21 protein-coding genes and 1 tRNA gene are annotated in these 19,763 nt (G+C 33.9%); 15 read left to right on the top strand and 7 right to left on the bottom strand.

Annotated features, from left to right (window positions below; genetic code table 11):
* Window positions 1-15: 15 nt before the first annotated feature.
* From ASE21_RS03275 to dnaA, 3 genes are read right to left on the bottom strand one after another with little or no spacing between them, the layout of a single operon-like run.
* Window positions 16-729, bottom strand: coding sequence for an SAM-dependent methyltransferase (locus ASE21_RS03275; RefSeq protein WP_057121116.1), 714 nt, complete (start codon window positions 727-729; stop codon window positions 16-18).
* 59 nt (window positions 730-788) lie between these two features.
* A complete protein-coding gene (locus tag ASE21_RS03270) occupies window positions 789-1,256 on the bottom strand; it encodes a low molecular weight protein-tyrosine-phosphatase (protein WP_057121115.1) in 468 nt (155 codons plus the stop codon).
* Between the two features lie 9 nt (window positions 1,257-1,265).
* On the bottom strand, window positions 1,266-2,693 hold the full coding sequence (dnaA, locus tag ASE21_RS03265; protein ID WP_011921525.1) for a chromosomal replication initiator protein DnaA: 1,428 nt from the start codon (window positions 2,691-2,693) through the stop codon (window positions 1,266-1,268).
* 186 nt (window positions 2,694-2,879) lie between these two features.
* Between dnaA and ASE21_RS03260 the strand changes: the two genes are divergently transcribed.
* A complete protein-coding gene (locus ASE21_RS03260; RefSeq protein WP_057121114.1) occupies window positions 2,880-3,284 on the top strand; it encodes an acyl-CoA thioesterase in 405 nt (134 codons plus the stop codon).
* A 31-nt stretch (window positions 3,285-3,315) separates the two neighbouring features.
* Here ASE21_RS03260 and ASE21_RS03255 read toward each other — a convergent pair whose 3' ends face one another.
* The 3 genes from ASE21_RS03255 to ribD all read right to left on the bottom strand — a co-directional run bounded on the left by ASE21_RS03255 (window position 3,316) and on the right by ribD (window position 5,696).
* Window positions 3,316-3,948: an IMPACT family protein gene (locus ASE21_RS03255; RefSeq protein WP_057121113.1), complete on the bottom strand. Its 633-nt coding sequence runs from the start codon at window positions 3,946-3,948 to the stop codon at window positions 3,316-3,318.
* Between the two features lie 103 nt (window positions 3,949-4,051).
* Window positions 4,052-4,654, bottom strand: coding sequence for an HAD family hydrolase (locus ASE21_RS03250; RefSeq protein ID WP_057121112.1), 603 nt, complete (start codon window positions 4,652-4,654; stop codon window positions 4,052-4,054).
* Window positions 4,647-5,696, bottom strand: coding sequence for a bifunctional diaminohydroxyphosphoribosylaminopyrimidine deaminase/5-amino-6-(5-phosphoribosylamino)uracil reductase RibD (gene ribD / locus ASE21_RS03245; protein WP_057121111.1), 1,050 nt, complete (start codon window positions 5,694-5,696; stop codon window positions 4,647-4,649). The genes ASE21_RS03250 and ribD overlap by 8 nt, the downstream gene beginning before the upstream one ends.
* 126 nt (window positions 5,697-5,822) lie before the next feature.
* Between ribD and ASE21_RS03240 the strand changes: the two genes are divergently transcribed.
* Both ASE21_RS03240 and prmC read left to right on the top strand, forming a co-directional pair.
* The gene (locus ASE21_RS03240) at window positions 5,823-6,314 is read left to right on the top strand and encodes a GNAT family N-acetyltransferase (RefSeq protein ID WP_057121110.1); all 492 of its coding nucleotides are present in this window, start codon (window positions 5,823-5,825) and stop codon (window positions 6,312-6,314) included.
* Window positions 6,315-6,390: 76 nt separating this feature from the next.
* Window positions 6,391-7,254, top strand: a complete 864-nt coding sequence (gene prmC, locus ASE21_RS03235; RefSeq protein ID WP_057121109.1) for a peptide chain release factor N(5)-glutamine methyltransferase — start codon at window positions 6,391-6,393, stop codon at window positions 7,252-7,254.
* 88 nt (window positions 7,255-7,342) lie between these two features.
* Here the strand turns inward: prmC and ASE21_RS03230 are convergent, their stop codons facing one another.
* On the bottom strand, window positions 7,343-8,587 hold the full coding sequence (locus ASE21_RS03230) for an ABC transporter permease (RefSeq protein WP_057121108.1): 1,245 nt from the start codon (window positions 8,585-8,587) through the stop codon (window positions 7,343-7,345).
* Between the two features lie 239 nt (window positions 8,588-8,826).
* Between ASE21_RS03230 and hisS the strand changes: the two genes are divergently transcribed.
* The 12 genes from hisS to ASE21_RS03170 all read left to right on the top strand — a co-directional run bounded on the left by hisS (window position 8,827) and on the right by ASE21_RS03170 (window position 19,744).
* Window positions 8,827-10,251: a histidine--tRNA ligase gene (hisS, locus tag ASE21_RS03225; protein WP_057121107.1), complete on the top strand. Its 1,425-nt coding sequence runs from the start codon at window positions 8,827-8,829 to the stop codon at window positions 10,249-10,251.
* Between the two features lie 254 nt (window positions 10,252-10,505).
* A tRNA-Trp gene (locus tag ASE21_RS03220) sits at window positions 10,506-10,576 on the top strand.
* A 352-nt stretch (window positions 10,577-10,928) separates the two neighbouring features.
* The gene (locus ASE21_RS03215; protein ID WP_057121106.1) at window positions 10,929-11,507 is read left to right on the top strand and encodes a nucleotide exchange factor GrpE; all 579 of its coding nucleotides are present in this window, start codon (window positions 10,929-10,931) and stop codon (window positions 11,505-11,507) included.
* 71 nt (window positions 11,508-11,578) lie between these two features.
* Window positions 11,579-12,688, top strand: coding sequence for a molecular chaperone DnaJ (gene dnaJ, locus ASE21_RS03210; RefSeq protein WP_057121105.1), 1,110 nt, complete (start codon window positions 11,579-11,581; stop codon window positions 12,686-12,688).
* Between the two features lie 160 nt (window positions 12,689-12,848).
* Window positions 12,849-13,778 (top strand): ABC transporter ATP-binding protein, encoded by a 930-nt coding sequence (locus ASE21_RS03205; protein WP_057121173.1) that lies wholly within the window; start codon window positions 12,849-12,851, stop codon window positions 13,776-13,778.
* An 80-nt stretch (window positions 13,779-13,858) separates the two neighbouring features.
* Complete coding sequence (locus tag ASE21_RS03200) at window positions 13,859-15,175, top strand: ABC transporter permease (protein WP_057121104.1); 1,317 nt, start codon at window positions 13,859-13,861, stop codon at window positions 15,173-15,175.
* Window positions 15,176-15,278: 103 nt separating this feature from the next.
* Entirely contained in the window at window positions 15,279-16,442 is a 1,164-nt protein-coding gene (locus ASE21_RS03195) for a sigma-54-dependent transcriptional regulator (RefSeq protein ID WP_057121103.1), read from the top strand.
* Between the two features lie 46 nt (window positions 16,443-16,488).
* Window positions 16,489-17,148, top strand: coding sequence for a DEAD/DEAH box helicase (locus ASE21_RS03190; RefSeq protein WP_057121102.1), 660 nt, complete (start codon window positions 16,489-16,491; stop codon window positions 17,146-17,148).
* A gap of 80 nt (window positions 17,149-17,228) precedes the next feature.
* On the top strand, window positions 17,229-18,044 hold the full coding sequence (locus ASE21_RS03185) for an alpha/beta hydrolase (RefSeq protein ID WP_057121101.1): 816 nt from the start codon (window positions 17,229-17,231) through the stop codon (window positions 18,042-18,044).
* A 24-nt stretch (window positions 18,045-18,068) separates the two neighbouring features.
* Entirely contained in the window at window positions 18,069-18,287 is a 219-nt protein-coding gene (locus tag ASE21_RS03180; RefSeq protein ID WP_057121100.1) for a putative signal transducing protein, read from the top strand.
* A gap of 119 nt (window positions 18,288-18,406) precedes the next feature.
* Window positions 18,407-19,210, top strand: coding sequence for a Cof-type HAD-IIB family hydrolase (locus ASE21_RS03175; RefSeq protein WP_057121099.1), 804 nt, complete (start codon window positions 18,407-18,409; stop codon window positions 19,208-19,210).
* A gap of 3 nt (window positions 19,211-19,213) precedes the next feature.
* The gene (locus ASE21_RS03170) at window positions 19,214-19,744 is read left to right on the top strand and encodes a GNAT family N-acetyltransferase (RefSeq protein WP_317039135.1); all 531 of its coding nucleotides are present in this window, start codon (window positions 19,214-19,216) and stop codon (window positions 19,742-19,744) included.
* The last annotated feature ends 19 nt before the right edge of the window (window positions 19,745-19,763 follow it).

The following is a 19,763-nucleotide window of genomic DNA, read 5'->3' as shown; positions in this document are numbered from 1 at the left end:
AGATTTTGAAGTCAATTACATTTTATGAATAATAAAAATAGTAGGTCGTTTATCAATATCTACTTTTAACTTTTTCCAATCCGAAACCTTCATTGTTTTAATAAATTCTGTAGGCAGAGTAATATCTGTTGCAATACATAAATGTGTTGATGGATTTAAAATCTGCAAAAGATCTTCAATCAATTTATTATTTCTATAAGGTGTTTCAATAAATAACTGAGATTGGTTTTTGTCTTGGGATAATTTCTCAAAATGACGAATTGCCGATTTTTTCTCGTCTTTATCAATTGGTAAATATCCGTTGAAAGTAAAACTTTGTCCGTTCATTCCGGAAGCCATCATAGCTAATAAAATAGAAGAAGGACCAACCAAAGGCACAACCTGAATTCCTTTTTCATGTGCCAGTTTCACAATCACAGCACCCGGATCAGCAACGCCCGGACATCCGGCTTCGCTCATCAAACCCATATTTTTTCCTTCTAATAAAGGTTTTATAAAATCTAAATGTTCGCTTGGTTCTGTTCTTTTATTTAAGGTAAAAAGTACCAGTTCCGATTGTTTTTTTTCAGGATAAACCGCTTTTATAGATTTTCTGGCCGTTTTGTCATTTTCAACAATGTAATGGTCAATGACTTCTATGGTTCTTCTTACAGTTTGTGGTAAAACATCCATCGGATCGCTTTCGCCCATTGTGGTTGGAATAAGATATAATTTTCCGAGAAGTTTCATATGAATTTGTTTAAAATTAAAAAATTCAATTATCTCTTTTTAGAAACAATTGAATTGAATTAGGAGTGTTTTTTTAGAAGCTGATCAGCGATTAGGTCAGTAACTTCATCCAGCATTTGATAAACATTGTCAAAACCGTTTACGGCGCCGTAATATGGATCTGGAACATCAACATTTTCGTCTGGAAATAATTCATTAAGAATCATGCGGACTTTGTTTTTATGTTCCGGTGTTTTGGCCAAATGAACTACATCGCGAAAATTGGAACTATCCATTACATAGATATAGTCAAATTCGTCAAAATCTGAAGATTTGATTTGTCTGCCTTTTTGTGCACTAATGTTAATTCCGTTTTTTCGGGCAACATCTATCGAGCGTTTATCCGGGCAATGACCAACATGCCAGGAACCGGTTCCGGCAGAATCAACAATAAATTTATCTGCGGGTAATTTTGATGCTAAAATTCCTTCTGCTAAAGGAGATCTGCAGATATTCCCCAAACAAACCATTAAAATTTTTACTGGCATGATTCGCGTTTACAGCGTTAGTTTTTTGTTGATGTCTTCGACAAATTTTTTAAATTGTTTGTCTGTAGAAACTAAATTGTCAACGGTTTTACAAGCATGTAAAACGGTAGCATGATCACGGTCTCCAATTTGTGAACCAATATTTGCCAAAGAAGCTTTTGTAAATTTCTTTGCAAAAAACATGGCCAATTGTCTCGCCTGAACAACGTGTCTTTTTCTGGTTTTAGACTGAAGTGTCTCAATGTCCAGCTGAAAATAATCGGATACGATTTTTTGAATATAATCAATAGAGATTTCTCTCTTAACGTTTTTAACGAATTTTTCAACTACGCTTTTTGCTAATTCAATTGTAACTTCTTTTTTATTGAAAGAAGACTGAGCAATTAACGAGATAATAGCACCTTCTAATTCTCTTACGTTAGATTTGATATTTCGGGCAACATATTCTAAAATATCTTCCGGCATATCTACACCATCACGGTATAAAATGTTTTTTAATATCGAGATACGGGTTTCATAATCAGGTTGGTGCAATTCTGCAGACAATCCCCATTTAAAACGAGATAATAAACGCTGTTCAATATCCTGCATGTCTACAGGTGCCTTGTCAGAAGTTAAAATTACCTGTTTTCCGTTTTGGTGCAAATAGTTGAAAATGTGGAAAAATACGTCCTGAGTTCCTGATTTTCCAGATAAAAACTGAACATCATCAATAATCAAAACGTCGATTAACTGGTAAAAATGAATAAAATCATTACGATTATTCTTTTTTACAGAATCAATATATTGTTGTGTGAAAATTTCGGCAGAAATATATAAAACCGTTTTTTCTGGATATTTGTCTTTTACTTCGACACCAATAGCGTGTGCCAAGTGTGTTTTTCCTAAACCAACTCCTCCAAAAATCAATAAAGGGTTAAACGAAGTTCCTCCCGGTTTATTGGCAACGGCCATACCGGCAGAACGGGCTAAACGGTTTGAGTCTCCTTCAAGGAAATTATCGAAACTGTAATTAGGGTTTAACTGGGATTCGATTTTTAAATTTCGGATTCCCGGAATTACAAAAGGATTTTTAAGTTCAGGATTTAAGTTTTTAAACGGAGCATCAACCTCTTGCGGTTTCATTGGAACTCTGTTGGAACTTGGCAGCTGCTCGGTAAATGGCTGTTTATTTCCATAAGTGTTCTCCATTTTAATTTTATAGAGTAACTTTGCGTTTTTTCCCAGTTCTTTGGTAAGCGCAACTTTCAATAATTTTACGTAGTGTTCTTCTAACCATTCGTAGAAAAATTTACTTGGTACCTGAATATATAACGCGTTGTCGGTTAGCTCAACTGATTTGATTGGTTCAAACCAAGTTTTGTATGCTTGATCTTGAATATTGTCCTTTATAAAAGACAAACAGTTTTCCCATACCGATTGAGCAGTTTTAGTCATAGATTCAAATAAATTTTTTTATTATTGATAAAGATTCTCCTATAAAAAAGGAGCAAAATTTTTCCGTTTTTCAGGATAACAAATATGTGAACAAATTTCTGTAAAAAAAAATATTTTGGCGCCTAATTTTATAAAAAAATGTTGTAAGAGAACTTGAATAACTTAAATTTTTTTAATATATAAATAATGAAAAATCATCAAACGCAAGTGCGTGTTCGTTACTCCGAAACTGACCAAATGGGAGTCGTTTATCACGGAAATTATGTGCCTTATTTTGAAATTGGACGCGTCGAATGGCTTAGAAATAAAGGGATTTCATATAAAAGCATGGAAGAAAGCGGAATTGGACTGCCAATTGTTTCCATGCAGATTAATTATAAAAAATCAGCTCGGTATGATGAACTTTTAACAATCCATACAACATTCAAAAGTCAGTCTTCTGTTAAGATCGAATTTGACTGCGAAATCTATAATGAAGCAAATGAGTTATTAACAACCGCAGTGTTCATTTTAGTATTTATTTCGTTAAAAACGGGTCGTCCAACTGCTCCTCCGGATTATATTTTAGAGTTGTTTAAAACGATGGAATAATTGTTAAAACTCAAAAGAATTTTATACTAATTTAGATAATTTTAATCTCAATTTCAAACATTAAATCAAAAATGTCGAATATCATTTCGGCATTTTTTTTACGCGTTTTTGTTATTATTTTGCCAATAGGAAGTCCGGATGTTTCATCCATTTCCATTTCCTGAGATATAATTTCCAGTTTTTTCTCCTTTATAACACGCATTACCTTATTCATGTTTTTATAATCAAATGAAATTAAAAACTGAACATCTATTGTTTTTTTAACAATTTCGCAGATTTCTAATGTCATCTGCGCCGTTGTTCTGTAGGCTGCGATCAAACCACCCACACCTAATTTTGTTCCGCCAAAAAATCGAACCACTACAACCAGAACGTTGGTTAAACTAAAAGATTGTATTTGTCCATAAATTGGTGCTCCGGCAGTATTGCCTGGTTCCCCGTCATCATTGGCACGATAGGAAATTTTTGGTGCGGTGCCTAACTGGTAGGCGTAGCAATAATGTACAGCATGCGGATGAAGCTTTCTTAAGTCCTCAATAATAGGTTTTACTTCTTCCTCATTTTCTATAGGAAAAGCATAACCAAAAAATTTGCTTCCTTTTTCCTTAAACAACACTTCTTCAGATGCTGAGGCAATGGTTTGATATGTATCGTTGTATTCCAAAATAAAAATTCCAGATTGTGTTTTATTTTTTTGCTGCAGATTAAAAAGATCACATAGATTTTATCGTAAACAAAAAAAAACCTTTAATCTGTGGCTATATATATTATAGTATATTTTTAGAAAATAAATCGACTACATCTTCTTTGCCGACTTGTAAATTCCAGACATGAAGGCCTAAAGCCGCTGCGGCATCAGTGTTTTCTTTTTTGTCATCAATAAACAATGTCTGCTCCGGAATTAAATTATGTTCGGCTATTAAATGTAGATACGAACTGGCATTTGGTTTTCGTTTTCCAATTTCAAATGAAAAATGAACTTTTTCAAAACAATTATAAAAATCGCTGTAGAAAGTGATGCCGCTTGTTTTCTCAAAAGTCGCAATATGAATTGAATCTGTATTACTTAATAAGAACAAACGGTATTTTTTTGAAAGTTCTTTTAAGAAATCCAATCGATAAGAAGGAAAATCACCCAAAACGGCATTCCATGCTTCCAGAATTTCTTCTGTACCTGCATTAGGAAGCTGCTTTTTAAATCCGGCTAAAAAGTCGTCGTATGAAATATCTCCGGTTTCAAATGATAAGTTTAAACGATCCAGTTCAGTATTCCATTCTGTTAAACCTAATTTTTGCAAGCCGGAAATAGTTCCTTGTTTGTTTAAATTGATAAAGATGTCACCAAAGTCAAAAATTATCGTATCAATCATGATTTCGCACGTATATTAATTCGTCGTTTTGAATAAAAGTTTTAACAGCATTTTTCTTTTGAAGTTCAGGTGCTTTTGTTCCTTTTTGAAAAACATTTCTGCCAACAAAAATTCTGGCTTCGTCCCAAATATTCTGATCTATAAAAGATTGCAGCGTCTGCCTTCCGCCTTCAATAATTACAGACTGAATTTGATGCTGATATAAAACAGATAAAACATTCATAATCATATTTTTATCAAAATCAATGTTTTCAAAAATCGTATTTTCAGTCGAAATATTTTTTTCAGATTTCGAAAAAATAATAGTTTTGACACTGTCATCCAAAACAAAACTATCTTTTGAAATTCGGTTATTCTGATCTAAAATCACCCGAACCGGATTATTTCCAGACCAATCCCTTGTGTTTAATTTAGGATTATCATCAACAACCGTTTGAGTTCCTGCTAAAATGGCCTGTTCTTCACTTCTCCATTTATGTACCAATTGGCGGGAATATTGATTGGTAATCCAGACCGGTTTTCTTTCCTGATCCATGTTTTTTTCAGGAGCAAGAAATCCATCCAGACTTTCGGCCCATTTTAATATAATATAAGGTCTCTTTTTTTGATGAAAAGTAAAAAAGCGTTTGTTGAGTTCATTACATTCTTCTTCTAAAATTCCCACGACGACATTAATTCCGGCTTCAACCAGTTTTTTAATTCCGTTTCCGGCTACTTTTTCATTTGGGTCAACTGTTCCAACCACTACATTCGGAATCTCATTGGCAATAATTAAATCGCAGCAAGGCGGAGTTTTTCCAAAATGAGAGCAGGGTTCCAAACTCACATAAATTGCAGCCTTTTTTAAAAGCGATTTGTCTTTTACAGATCTTACTGCATTTACTTCGGCGTGGGGTTCACCCGCTTTTTTGTGCCAGCCTTCGCCAATAATTTTATCTTCATAAACAATCACACTTCCCACCATTGGATTTGGATAAGTTGTTCCAAAACCATTTTTGGCAAGTTCGATGCATCGTTTGATATATTTCTCATGTATATTCACGGTGCAAAAATAACTATTTTTGAGTTTCGAGTCGACTCTTATGAAAATAGTTGTGAAACAATACAGATAGTTATGAAAGTATCAAAAAAGTATTTTTATTTTTGTAGATACTAGTGAATAAAGAAAATGAAAAATTGGACCATCAGAAAAATTAAAAAAGAAGATAATAAGGCAGTGGCAAAATTAATAAGGTCCGTTTTTGATGAAATGGAAATTCCAAAAGTCGGCACTGCGTATGAAGATCCATATTTAGATTTAATGTTTGAAGAATACAATAAACCAAAATCGGTTTATTTTGTAGTGGAGTGTGATGGGGAAATTTTGGGCAGTGCAGGAATTGCACCGTTAGAAAACGGAGATCCTAAAATTTGTGAATTACAGAAAATGTATTTTCTTCCGGAAGTCCGAGGCTTAGGAATAGGAAGTAAAATGATGGATGAATGTTTAGAACAGGCAAGAAATTTTGGCTTTGAAAAATGTTATATAGAAACCATGCCGTTTATGCATGCGGCACAAAAACTATACAAAAGATCAGGTTTTGAATATTTAGACGCTCCAATGGGATGTACCGGGCATAGTTCTTGCCCCGTATGGATGTTGAAAGATTTACAAAACTAATTGTAACAAATTAGATTTGTAAAATACTGGTGAAGAATAATTGGTTTTAGCTGAAAAATAATACTTAACAAACAAAATGAAAATTAAACAATATCGTACTCAGTTTATTAAAGAATTATCTACTTTGTACGATGCGTATGAAGCGGAGAGTTTTTTCTATTTAATTTTAGAAGAAAAGCATAAACTGCGTCAAATAGATTTGGCGCTAAATCATGAATTGTGTTTTTCTGAATCTGATTTTGCTGTTTGGGATCTGCTTTTGGCACAATTAAAAAAAGAAGTTCCGATTCAATATTTACTGGGAAAAACCAGTTTTTACGGTTTGGATTTTGAAGTAAACGAAAATGTTTTAATTCCAAGACCGGAAACAGAAGAATTAGTCGAATGGATTATCAATGAAAATGCCGCAACCGACAGAAGTAAAAAACTAAAAATTCTTGATATTGGAACAGGAAGCGGATGTATTGCGATTTCGCTGGCCAAAAATCTTCCAAATGCAGAAGTTTACGCTATTGATGTTTCTAAAAAAGCTATAGAAACAGCAAAACGAAATGCGAATAAAAACAATGTAGATGTTACTTTTATATTTCAGAATATTCTGGAAACAGAAGAATTAAAATGTCAGTTCGATATTATTGTTTCAAATCCGCCGTATGTACGAAATTTAGAAAAAAGAGAAATCAAGAAAAATGTCCTTAATTACGAACCGCATCTGGCGCTTTTTGTTGATGATAGTGATGCTTTGGTTTTTTACAGAAAAATAGCTTCTTTGGCCCAAAATAATCTTCTGGAAAACGGAAAATTATATTTTGAAATTAATCAGTATTTAGGGAAAGAAATGATTGATTTGTTAGGTAAAATGGATTTTATAAACATCGATCTCAGAAAAGATATTTACGATAACGACCGTATGATTTCCTGTAAAGTTTCGAAGACTTAGCAGTTCAGTTTTTAGTCGCAATTTTCAGTCGCAGTTTTCATTCTTCAAAGCAAATGTAAACTGCGACTGAATACTTAAAACTAAAAAATTACTCGTATCGGAGAGCCTCGATTGGATCTAATTTCGAAGCTTTTATTGCAGGATATAATCCGGAAAAAAGAGCCACAAGAAAACTCGTAGCGAAGGCCGCAAAAATGGCCATCCACGGAATCACAAATGCAAAACTCATTGCAGCAGCAAATGCAAAGCCAATCAGAATGCCTAAAATTATTCCGACCAGACCGCCAATCTGCCCAATTAATAGAGTTTCGATAAAAAACTGAACCGAGATTGTGATTTTTGTTGCACCAAGTGCTTTTCGAACACCAATTTCACGGGTACGTTCTGTAACCGAAACAATCATAATATTCATTAAAGCAATAGAAGAACCCAAAATGGTAATGATTGAGATGATCCAGGAGGCCCAGCCTAAGTATTTTGTAATTCCCAAAATTCTGTTGATTAAATCATCGCTTCGGCCAATCCCAAAATTATTATCACGAACCGGACTTAGCTTACGGACTCTTCGCATGGTACTGGTTGCATTATCGACAGCTTCATCCAAAAGTTCTTTTTTAGAAACCATTATACTTATAGCATAGTTAATATTTGGAGCCGCAAATAAAGATCTTGCAACCTGAATGGGAATTAAAACGCGTAAATCCTGACTGTTTCCAAAAGTTGATCCTTTCTCTTTTAAAACGCCGATTACTTTAAAACGTGCACCTCGAATAGAAATTATTTTATCAATTGGGTTCACATCTTTCAGTAAACCTTTTTCAAAATCAGAACCTACAATGCAGGAATATGTATTGTTATCAATATCAAACTGATTAAAAGATCTTCCTAAAGTGGTTTCCAGACCAGAATTTGAAATAAAATGTTCGTCGACACCAACAACCGTAATTTCTGGATCTGTTTTAGTATCTAAATATTTTACTTCAGCTTTTGATGTTGCAGTAAAGGAAAGGGAAGTTTCTGTAAAAGGATATTTATATTTGTTTTTAAAAGCTACCGCTTCAGGATAAGAAATGATTGGATTTATAACTTCGCGTTCATTTCCACCGCGGTTTCGAACCGTGTTTTCGTATTGATTAATATTAAAGGTATTAGCTCCCATTGATGCAAAATTGGTCGAAACAGTATTTTCCAGCGCTGTTACAACAGTTAAAATCCCAACCAAAGCAGTAATTCCGATGGCAATAATTAAAACAGTAAGAATGGTTCGCAGTAATTGAGTTTTGATAGAACCAAAAGCAATTCGGATATTTTCTTTAAATAATTTTAGCATCATGACCAATTTGTCACGAAAATACGGTTTTTGTTACAAGTTTGTTTTCGAACTGGCATTATTTATTTTAAAAAATAAGATATTTGCAGGCGATTTTAAATTAAGTCGAAAGTTGGAACTCATAAAGTCGAAAGTGTTAAAAACCAACAATAAAAAAAATCTGGAAATAAATTAATATTAAGGTTTTAGATTTAGTTTCAAAAGAATCTAAAATCTAAATCAACAATCTAAAATAAAAAAAGATGGCTTCAAAACCAAGCATACCACAAGGGACAAGAGATTTTTCGCCTGCAGAGGTGTCAAAACGTCAATATATTATTCAAACCATAAAAAGTAACTTCGAAAAATTTGGTTTTCAGCCAATCGAAACACCTTCGTTTGAAAATTCAGATACTTTGATGGGAAAATATGGAGAAGAAGGAGATCGTTTGATTTTTAAAATCCTGAATTCCGGTAATTTTTTCTTCAATAAAAATAAAATTGAACTGCCGGAATCTATTGAGGCGCTTCAGTCTAATTCTGCCGAAACAATCGATTTGAGCCAAAGAATTGAACTGAATAAATTTACAGGAAGAATTTCAGAAAAAGCATTACGTTACGATCTTACAGTTCCTTTTGCGAGATATGTGGTACAGCACCAAAATGAAATAGAATTTCCCTTTAAAAGATACCAGATTCAACCAGTTTGGCGAGCAGATCGTCCTCAGAAAGGGCGTTACAGAGAGTTTTTTCAATGTGATGCCGATGTTGTAGGTTCTAAATCACTTTGGCAGGAAGTCGAATTAGTTCAGTTATACGATACTGTTTTTACAGCTTTAGGTTTAGAAGGTGTTACGATTAAAATCAACAACAGAAAAATTTTATCCGGTATTGCTGAGGTTATTGGAGCTTCAGATAAATTAATCGATTTTACAGTGGCTCTCGATAAATTAGATAAAATTGGTGAAGACGGCGTTAAAAAAGAAATGATTGAAAAAGGAATTGCTGAAGAAGCGCTGGTAAAAGTGCAGCCGCTTTTTAGCTTTTCAGGAAGTTTTGCAGATAAGATCAACCAGCTTTCAGAATTATTAGCCGAATCAGAAGAAGGAATGAAAGGTGTAGAAGAATTGAAATTTATTTGTGACAATGTTGCAGATTTAGGTTTGTCTACAGCAATTTTAGACTTAGACGTGACTTTGGCCCGAGGACTTAATTATTATACCGGAGCTATTTTTGAAGTAGCGGCGCCAAAAACAGTGGCAATTGGTTCTATTGGCGGCGGCGGAAGATACGATGACCTGACGGGTATTTTTGGTTTGAAAAATATGAGTGGTGTCGGAATCTCTTTTGGTCTTGACAGGATTTATTTGGTTTTGGAAGAATTACAATTGTTTCCCGAAACCGTTGCTGCAACTTCAAAGGCGTTGTTTATTAATTATGGTGACAAAGAAGCTTTGTATGCGTCAAAAGCAATTCAGAAATTAAGACAGGAAAATATAAAAGTAGAATTGTATCCCGATAATGTAAAAGTAGGTAAACAATTTCAATATGCAGATAAACGTTTGATTTCGTTTGCTGTAATTGCCGGTGATCAGGAAATTGAATCGAATTCTTATGCATTAAAAAATCTGGTAACAGGCGAGCAGGTTTCTGTAGATTTTGAAGGATTGAAAAATGCATTAATCTAGGATTAATAAATTTTGATAGCTATTGAGGGAAAATTTACTGATTATAAAAAATAGCCCGCGGTTTCAACCGTGGGGACGCAAAGAAAACCTCCAAAAATTCCACAGATTAAAAATTTTTTATGCTTGAGGGACATTTTAGCAGATTAAATTTGATTTGTAATTTAAAGAAGCTGAACAACTTGACTGGAATCTTTTTAAATCTGCAGTAAATAGTTGGCTGGGAAAGAAAAAAGCTTTTAATTTGCGGCCTTGATACGGGCGTAGTTCAAGGGTAGAATAGCGGTCTCCAAAACCGTTGATGGGGGTTCGAATCCCTCCGCCCGTGCAAATAAATAGTGATTATTTATCAGAGGTTTTCGAGAAATTGAAAGCTAAGAATATAAAAAAAAGCTTCGTCTCTCTATAAGGCGAAGCTTTTTTTAATATAAGGTAAACTTGAATTAATAATTATTTATGAGGCCGAGGCCAACCCTTAAATTCAATTTTGATAGGTAATAATTTTTGTTCCCAATTTGGATACCAAAGATAAGACAAACTAAAACGTAATAGTCTTAAAATTATAATAAAATTTTATTGACTATTTTCGCTTTTTAAAACACTCATAATTAATAAAGTGACAATTTGACATTTTAGAAGATTTGGCAGTACTTTTGCAATCCAACAGAAAGAAATAAAAAATGAAGTTTAAAAATATTTTTAAAAATAAAAGTAATATGACTACGGAAAATACAGAATTCGATCAGGAATTAGACGATGTAACGTTAGAGAACAATGCCAACGGGGAGCAGTTAATTGTTGAAGAATTAAGTGTTGAAGAGCAATTAGCTCAAGACTTGGCCAAAGAAAAAGATAAGTTTTTGAGATTATTTGCAGAATTTGAAAATTACAAAAAAAGAACTTCAAAAGAGCGTATCGATTTGTTTAAAACGGCAAACCAAGAAGTTTTGTTAGCAATGCTTCCTGTTTTGGACGATTTTGACAGAGCGGCGGTAGAAATCAATAAATCTGAAGATGAAAACCTGAAAAAAGGTGTTGAATTAATTCACGAAAAATTTAAAAGTACTCTGGTTTCTAAAGGTTTAGAGCAGGTTGAAATACAAGCAGGTGATGCTTTCAATGCTGATGTTGCTGAGGCAATTACCCAAATTCCGGCTCCGTCTGAAAATTTAAAAGGGAAAATTGTTGATGTTATAGAAAAAGGATACAAATTAGGAGACAAAATTATTCGTTTCCCTAAAGTTGTTGTTGGAAACTAAAAAATGCAAATAGGGATTTCAAATGCATTTTTGGATTTTGGAATTTTTAAGATTTGGAATTTAATCTAATTATGAAAAAAGATTTTTACGAAATACTTGGCATTTCAAAAAATGCTGACGCTGCTGAGATAAAAAAAGCATATAGAAAAAGTGCGCTTAAATATCATCCGGATAAAAATCCAGGCGACAAAGAGGCAGAAGAAAACTTTAAATTAGCTGCAGAAGCATATGAAGTTTTAAGCGATCCTAATAAAAAAGCAAAATACGACCAATACGGACATCAGGCATTTGATGGCGCCGGCGGATTTGGCGGAGGCCACGGCGGTATGAATATGGATGACATTTTCAGCCAGTTTGGTGATATTTTTGGAGGCGGATTTGGCGGTTTCGGAGGCGGAGGCGGAGGCCCTCGCCGTGCGAAAGGAAGTAATCTTCGTATTAAAGTGAAATTGACTTTAGAAGAGATTGCAAACGGAGTAGAGAAAAAAGTAAAAGTAAAACGTAAGGTTCAGGCTAAAGGCGTAACGTATAAAACTTGTACGACTTGTAATGGTCAGGGTCAGGTAATGCGTGTAACCAATACTATTTTAGGAAGAATGCAGTCTGCATCAACTTGTCCTACTTGCGGCGGGTCTGGTCAGATTTTAGATAAAAAACCTTCTGAAGCAGATGCACAAGGAATGGTTCAGGAAGATGAAACCGTATCAATCAAAATTCCTGCAGGTGTTACTGACGGAATGCAGTTGAAGGTTTCTAACAAAGGTAACGATGCGCCTGGAAACAGTATTCCTGGGGATTTAATTGTTGCTATTGAAGAAGTAGAGCACGAATTCCTGAAACGTGAAGGAGAAAATGTTCATTTTGATTTGTATATCAGTTTCCCTGAAGCAGTTTTAGGAGCTTCAAAAGATATTGAAGCCATTAACGGAAAAGTTCGTATTAAACTTGAAGAGGGAATCCAGTCCGGAAAAATCTTAAGATTAAAAGGAAAAGGAATTCCAAGTTTAAACGGTTACGGAAATGGAGATTTATTGGTTCACGTAAATGTTTGGACACCAAGAACATTGAATAAAGAGCAAAAACAATTTTTTGAAAATGCCCTAAATGATGAACATTTTGTTCCAAGTCCTGAAAAATCAGAAAAATCATTTTTTGAAAAAGTAAAAGATATGTTCTCATAATCTAAACTTTTTAAAATGTTTATATAATTTAAAACCCATTCTAGACAGAAATAGAATGGGTTTTTTGCGTATTATTATGCAGATTCGCTTGTAATTATTTACTTTTACAGACTGTTGGCAAAAATTGCAAAAGCCAGTACAAGAAAATCCAATAAAACAAATGAGCAACTTACTAGAAGTACATAAAGTCGTAAAACAATATGGCGATTATGTGGCGCTTAACGAAGTTTCATTAAATGTGCCTAAAGGCAGTATTTATGGACTATTAGGTCCAAATGGAGCCGGAAAAACTTCCCTTATCAGAATCATAAATCAAATTACCCTGCCAGACAGCGGCGAAGTAATTTTGGATGGAGAAAAACTACAGCCTAAACATGTACAGACAATTGGATATCTTCCGGAAGAAAGAGGTTTGTACAGTTCAATGAAAGTAGGAGAGCAGTGTTTGTATTTGGCACAGATGAAAGGACTTTCCAAAGCCGAAGCTAAAAAGCAATTAGATTACTGGTTCGATCGTTTGGGAATTCAGGGCTGGTGGAATAAGAAAATTCAGGAACTTTCTAAAGGAATGGCACAGAAAATTCAGTTTGTGGTTTGTGTGCTTCATAAACCGAAATTATTGATTTTAGATGAGCCTTTTTCCGGATTTGATCCTGTAAATGCAAATATTATTAAAGATGAAATCCTGGCTTTGAAAGAGCAGGGTTCAACGATTATTTTTTCTACGCACAGAATGGAAAGCGTAGAAGAACTTTGCGAAAATATTGCCCTGATCCATAAGTCAAATAAATTGTTGGAAGGAAAAATTGGCGATATAAAACGTCAGTTTAGAACAAACAGTTTTGAGGTTGGAATCCTGACTAATAATGTTGAAGGCCTGATGTATGACATTACACAGAAATTTACCGTTTCGCCTGCAAATTTCAAATCGCTGAATGATGATTTAAAATTAAATATTCAAATAGGAAACGCTTCGTCAAATGAATTACTGAACGTCCTGACACAACGCGGACAAGTAACGCATTTTGTAGAAAAAATTCCAAGCATAAATGATATTTTTATTCAGACTGTAACTGAAAACAAGATTTAAAAAATTCCAATAATTAAATTCCAAATTCCAATTTTAGATGTATTTAATTGGAATTTAGAATTTGAAATTTAAAAATATTTATGAGTATTATCTCGTTGATTATAAAAAGAGAATTTATTGCCAAAGTCCGCAATAAATCTTTTGTTGTCATGACTTTTCTGAGCCCGCTTTTATTTGTGGCAATAGCTGTTTTTATTGGCTATTTAAGTACAATGAAAGCCGAAACAAAACGCATTGCGATTCATGACGAAACCGGACTTTTTGCTGCTGACTTTTTAAAAGAAAATAAAAAAGGATCAGAATTCAAATATCTTAATTTATCTGAAATTGATGTAAAGGCTTTAAAAGACAGCATTGCAAAAGAAAATTTCAGCGGGTTAATTGTTATTCCAAAAACAAATAATACTAAAGATTTAGAAAGCAAAATTGAGTTTATTTCGAATAACAGTCCAAGTATTTCTTTTGTAGAAGACACACAGGATATTATTGCCGCAAAAATCACAAAATTAAACCTTGAAGGAGCAAAATTAGATACTCTGGCGATTCAAAAAGCACAATCAAAAGTAAATATACATTTGATTAAAGCTTCCGGAGAAGAAAGTTTAAAAGGTTTAAATGAAATAAAAATTGGGATTGGCGGAGCATTTGGATATTTGATTATGATGTTCATTATCATTTACGGAAATATGGTAATGCGAAGCGTAATCGAAGAAAAAACAAACCGAATTATCGAAATTATCATTTCATCTGTAAAGCCTTTTCAGTTAATGATTGGAAAAATTGTCGGCACTTCACTGGCAGGAATTTTACAATTTATGATTTGGGCGATTATTGGTTTAAGTTTAATGTTTGCTGCTTCGGCATTTTTTGGTGTTAATGTAGGACCAACCTCTAACATACCACCAGCTTTGATGCAGTCAATGGGACATAATTTTTCAGACATAATGCAAATTGGATTAAGTGAAGCATGGAATCTGCCTATTGCAAGTATTCTAATAGGATTTGTCATTTATTTTATTGGAGGTTATTTTCTCTACAGTTCGTTCTACGCAGCAATTGGAGCAGCAGTTGACAATCAAACCGATTCTCAGCAATTTTTACTTCCAATATTGATGCCTCTGATTTTAAGTGTTTACATTGGATTTTTTACTGTAGTAAACGATCCTCACGGAACTGTTGCCGTTGTGTTTTCGATGATCCCGCTTACATCGCCAATCGTTATGTTAATGCGTATTCCGTTTGGAGTGCCGTGGTGGCAAATCGCAATTTCGGTATCATTATTGTTTGCTACATTTTTCCTTGTCGTTTGGTTTGCTGCAAAAATTTACCGCGTAGGTATTTTAATGTACGGCAAAAAACCAACATGGAAAGAATTGTATAGATGGCTTAAATATTGATTTAAAGGTGCTAAGATACTAAGATTCTGAGGTTCTAAGATATTAGTACCAAAAGATGAACCTTAGAATCTTAGCGTCTCAGAACCTTAGAACCTTAAAAAAAATGAGTAAAATACTAATCATAGAAGACGAAGCAGCAATCAGAAGGGTTTTGGTAAAAATTTTATCAGAAGAAAATGATTCTTATCAGGTTGATGAAGCCGAAGATGGCGTCGCTGGTCTTGAAAAAATAAAAAACAACGATTACGATTTGGTTTTGTGTGATATCAAAATGCCAAAAATGGACGGTGTTGAGGTTTTGGAAGAAGTAAAAAAGATAAAACCGGAGATTCCGATGGTTATGATTTCAGGTCATGGCGATATGGAAACGGCTATTCACACCATGCGTTTAGGAGCTTTTGATTATATTTCAAAACCACCGGATTTGAATCGTTTACTGAATACAGTTCGTAACGCTTTAGACAAAAAACAATTAGTTGTCGAGAATAAAATTCTAAAGAAAAAAGTCAGCAAAAATTACGAAATGATAGGCGAGAGCGAATCAATTAATCATATTAAAGTGATGATTGATAAAGTGGCTCAAACCGAAGCCAGAGTTTTGATTACGGGTCCAAACGGAACCGGAAAAGAATTAGTGGCACATCAATTACATGAAAAAAGCGAACGCGCTAATTTTCCTTTAATTGAAGTAAACTGTGCTGCAATTCCGAGTGAATTGATCGAAAGTGAGTTATTCGGACATGTAAAAGGAGCTTTTACATCGGCAGTGAAAGATCGTGCCGGAAAGTTTGAAGCTGCAGATAAAGGAACTATTTTCTTAGATGAAATTGGTGATATGAGCCTTTCGGCGCAAGCCAAAGTTTTGAGGGCATTACAGGAAAGCATGATTACGAGAGTTGGTGCCGATAAAGATATTAAAGTTGATGTACGCGTTGTTGCGGCAACCAATAAAGATTTAAAAACAGAAATTGCCGAAGGCCGTTTCCGTGAAGATTTGTACCATCGTCTGGCCGTGATTTTAATTAAAGTACCGCCATTAAATGAAAGACGCGAAGATATCCCTGCTTTGATAAAACATTTTGCAGAGAAAATTGCTTCTGAACAAGGAAATGCGGTTAAAATATTTTCGGCGCAAGCCATACAATTATTGCAGGAATATGATTGGACAGGGAATATTCGTGAACTTCGAAATGTTGTGGAAAGATTAATCATTTTGGGAGGAAACGAAATTTCTGAAAGCGATGTAAAAATGTTCGCAAGCAAATAAAATGATTTAGAATCTAAATTCTAAAATCATAAATCTAAAATTAAGCATGAAACTAAAAAAAATAAACGAGAAATTACAAGACGGACTAATTGAAAATGGTTTAACAGAAGCAAATGTTTTGCAGATGGAAACTTTTTCGACGATAAAAAGTGGTGCCGATTGTATCATTATTTCTCCAAAAGGATCGGGAAAAACCACTACAATTGTACTGAATGTAATTCAGCAATTAGCTGGTAAAAACGAAGAATCGCCTCGTGCTTTAATTATTGTTGAAGACAAAGCTAAGGTGCTGGAAATGGAAGAGCTTTTTGAGAAGTATGGAAAATATGCCAATCTTGAAGTATATGGTGTGCATGACAAAGGCGACATGGATTATGATAAAAATTACGTTTCTACCGGAATTGATGTTTTAATTGGAACACCAAATAAATTAAGCGATATGTTTTCTACTGCAGGATACAATGTAAATCGTTTAAAAATGTTTATTCTGGATGATGCTGATCCGATTTTGAAATTACGCCACGAAACTAAAATTATGCGAATTTCAAACAGTATTGCCAAAACGCAGCGTTTAATTTTTGCTGAAACTTTGACAGAACGTATCGAAATTTTGGCCGATAAAATGCTTGTAGAACCTTATTTATTCGATATGGATGAAGAAGGTGAGGACGAGCTTGACGAAGAAGAAGAAGATATTGAAGAGTAAAAAAGTCCCAGTTTTCGGTCTCAGTTTACAGTTTTTTTAACTGAAAACAGAGACTGAGACTGAAAACTAAAAAACAATATATGGAGGTTTTTAAAACAGTTAAATTCCTGGTGATCGTACTTTTGTGTTTTTTTCTGATTATTTATGTTTTGATCATTTCCTATATTTATTTTAATCAGGTTGAATTGGTTTTTCATAATTCAAAACTTCCAAAAGATTATAAATTTGGTTACCAGCAGCAATTTGAAGAAATTAATATTAAATCATTTGACGGAAATATCCTGAATGGTTTACTGTTTAAAGCTGAAAATTCTAAGGGTTTGGTTTTTTATCTTCACGGAAATGCAGGAACACTTGAAACCTGGGGTAAAATTGCAAAAATATACACGTCATTAGGATACGATATCTTTATTTTAGATTACAGAAGTTTTGGAAAAAGCGAAGGTAAAATCGAAAATGAAGAACAATTAACCAAAGATATTTCGATTGTATATAAATCAATGGCTGAAAGATATCCTGAAAATAAAATCATAATTGCAGGATATTCAATAGGTTCGGGATTTGCCGTAAAACTGGCTTTGGAAAACAAACCAAAAGCTTTGCTGCTTCAGGCTCCATATTACAATTTTTTAGAATTATCAAGTTCGAGAGTGCCGCTTTTTCCTGATTTTATGAAAAAATTTAGTCTGGAAACCAATCTTTATCTTCCTAAAGTAAAAGCTCCAATTTATATTTTTCACGGCACCGAAGACCAGTTGATTCCTTTTGATAATTCAGTTCGGTTAAAAAAACTTTTAAGTTCAAATGCTCATTTGTTTCCACTAAAGAATCAGGAGCATATTGGAATAAATGAAAATGAGAGTTTTCAAAATCAATTAAAAACAATATTAGAATAGATTAATAATTAAAAAATAAATGCCATGGGATTAATGAAAGTGTATTCAGGAAGCGAAGTGCTCGCTATTGCTTTACAGGAAAGACTGGAAGAAGCGGGAGTAGAAACTGTAAAAAAAGATAACATTCAATCAGCTCGTTTAGGAGGTTTTGGCGGTACAGATCTGGCCGTTGAGGTTTTTATTCAGGAAACAGATTTTGCAAAAGCAAATCCTGTTATCGAAGAGTTTAGAATGAGTATTTAAGAAGTTTTCAGTTCCAGTTTACAGTCCCGGTTTTCGGTCTCAGTATACAGTGTAGAACTGTCAACTGAGATTGTAAACTGCAAACTGACTCTGAGACTGCAAACTGCAAACTAAAAAAAATGCAATATAAAATGTTAGTTCTGGACATGGATGATACCTTGTTAACAGACGACCACAAAATTTCAGATTTAAATAAAAAAGTACTTTTAGAAGCTCAGGCGAAAGGTGTTTATGTCGTTTTGGCTTCCGGACGTCCAACTTCTGCAATGACGGCTTATGCTAAAGAATTGGAGTTAGATATAAACGATTCGTACATGATTTCTTTTAACGGAGCTATTATCAGCCGTGTAAAAGATGGTTTAGTCTTTTTCGAACAAAAACTCACTGTCGATCAAATTCATGATCTATACGATTACAGTGTTAAAATGAAAACACATATTATTACTTATTTAGATGATGAAATTGTAAGTGAAACAGATTCTGAATATATAGAAGTCGAGAAAGAGATTACCGGAATGGTGCATCGCAAAGTTTCGAGTTTCAAAGATTATGTTGACAGACCGGCTGTGAAATGTATTTTACTTGAAAATCCGGCATATTTAAAATCTGTTGAAAAAGATTTAATTGAAGCAATGCCGCATTTAACTGTTTCTATGTCAAAACCTTTTTTCTTAGAAGCAGCGCAGCAGGGAATTGACAAAGCAGCGAGTTTAAAACTGCTGGCAGAAAAACTCGGAATTCATCAAAGTGAAATTATCGCTGTTGGAAATGCAGGAAATGATTTAACCATGATCGAATATGCCGGTTTAGGCGTTTGGGTTGATAATGTGAATCCTGAGTTGCGCCATAAGGCAGACTTAATTGTAGCTTCAAATAATAATGATGGAGTTGCAGAGGTTGTACAGAAATATATACTGAATTAAAATATGATGAAAGATCCAATCGAAACAGAACGCTTAGTATTGAGAGAATTACTTCTTTCAGATGCAGAAGTAATGTTCGAATTGGATTCAAACCCCAATGTGCACCTTTATCTTGGCAATAAACCCTTTACCAAAATTGAGGAAAGCAAAGCTCAGATTGAAAATATTCAAAAGCAATATAAGGATTTTGGAACTGGGCGCCGGGCAGTAATTCTTAAAGAAACCAATGAATTTATTGGCTGGTCAGGAATAAAATTTATTACCAATGAAATAAATAACCATCAAAGCTTTTATGAGATTGGTTATCGGTTTATAGAAAAACACTGGAATAAAGGTTATGCAACTGAAGCCGGGAAAGCCTTTATAGATCATGCATTCAGGAAAATGAAAGTGGATGCAATTTATGCCTACGCAGATGAAGGCAATCAAAATTCCAGAAAAACTTTGGAAAAATTAGGTTTACGATTTGTAAACTCTTTTGAATATGAAGGAGAAACTCAGGTTTGGTATGAGCTAAACAATCCAAACTTGTAATTTTTTTCAAGAAATCCGT

This window comes from Flavobacterium sp. Root901, assembly GCF_001429765.1.
Classification (GTDB): Bacteria; Bacteroidota; Bacteroidia; order Flavobacteriales; family Flavobacteriaceae; genus Flavobacterium.
The sequence above is the reverse complement of the archived record's forward strand: the minus strand, read 5'-3'. Positions and strand labels throughout refer to the sequence as shown.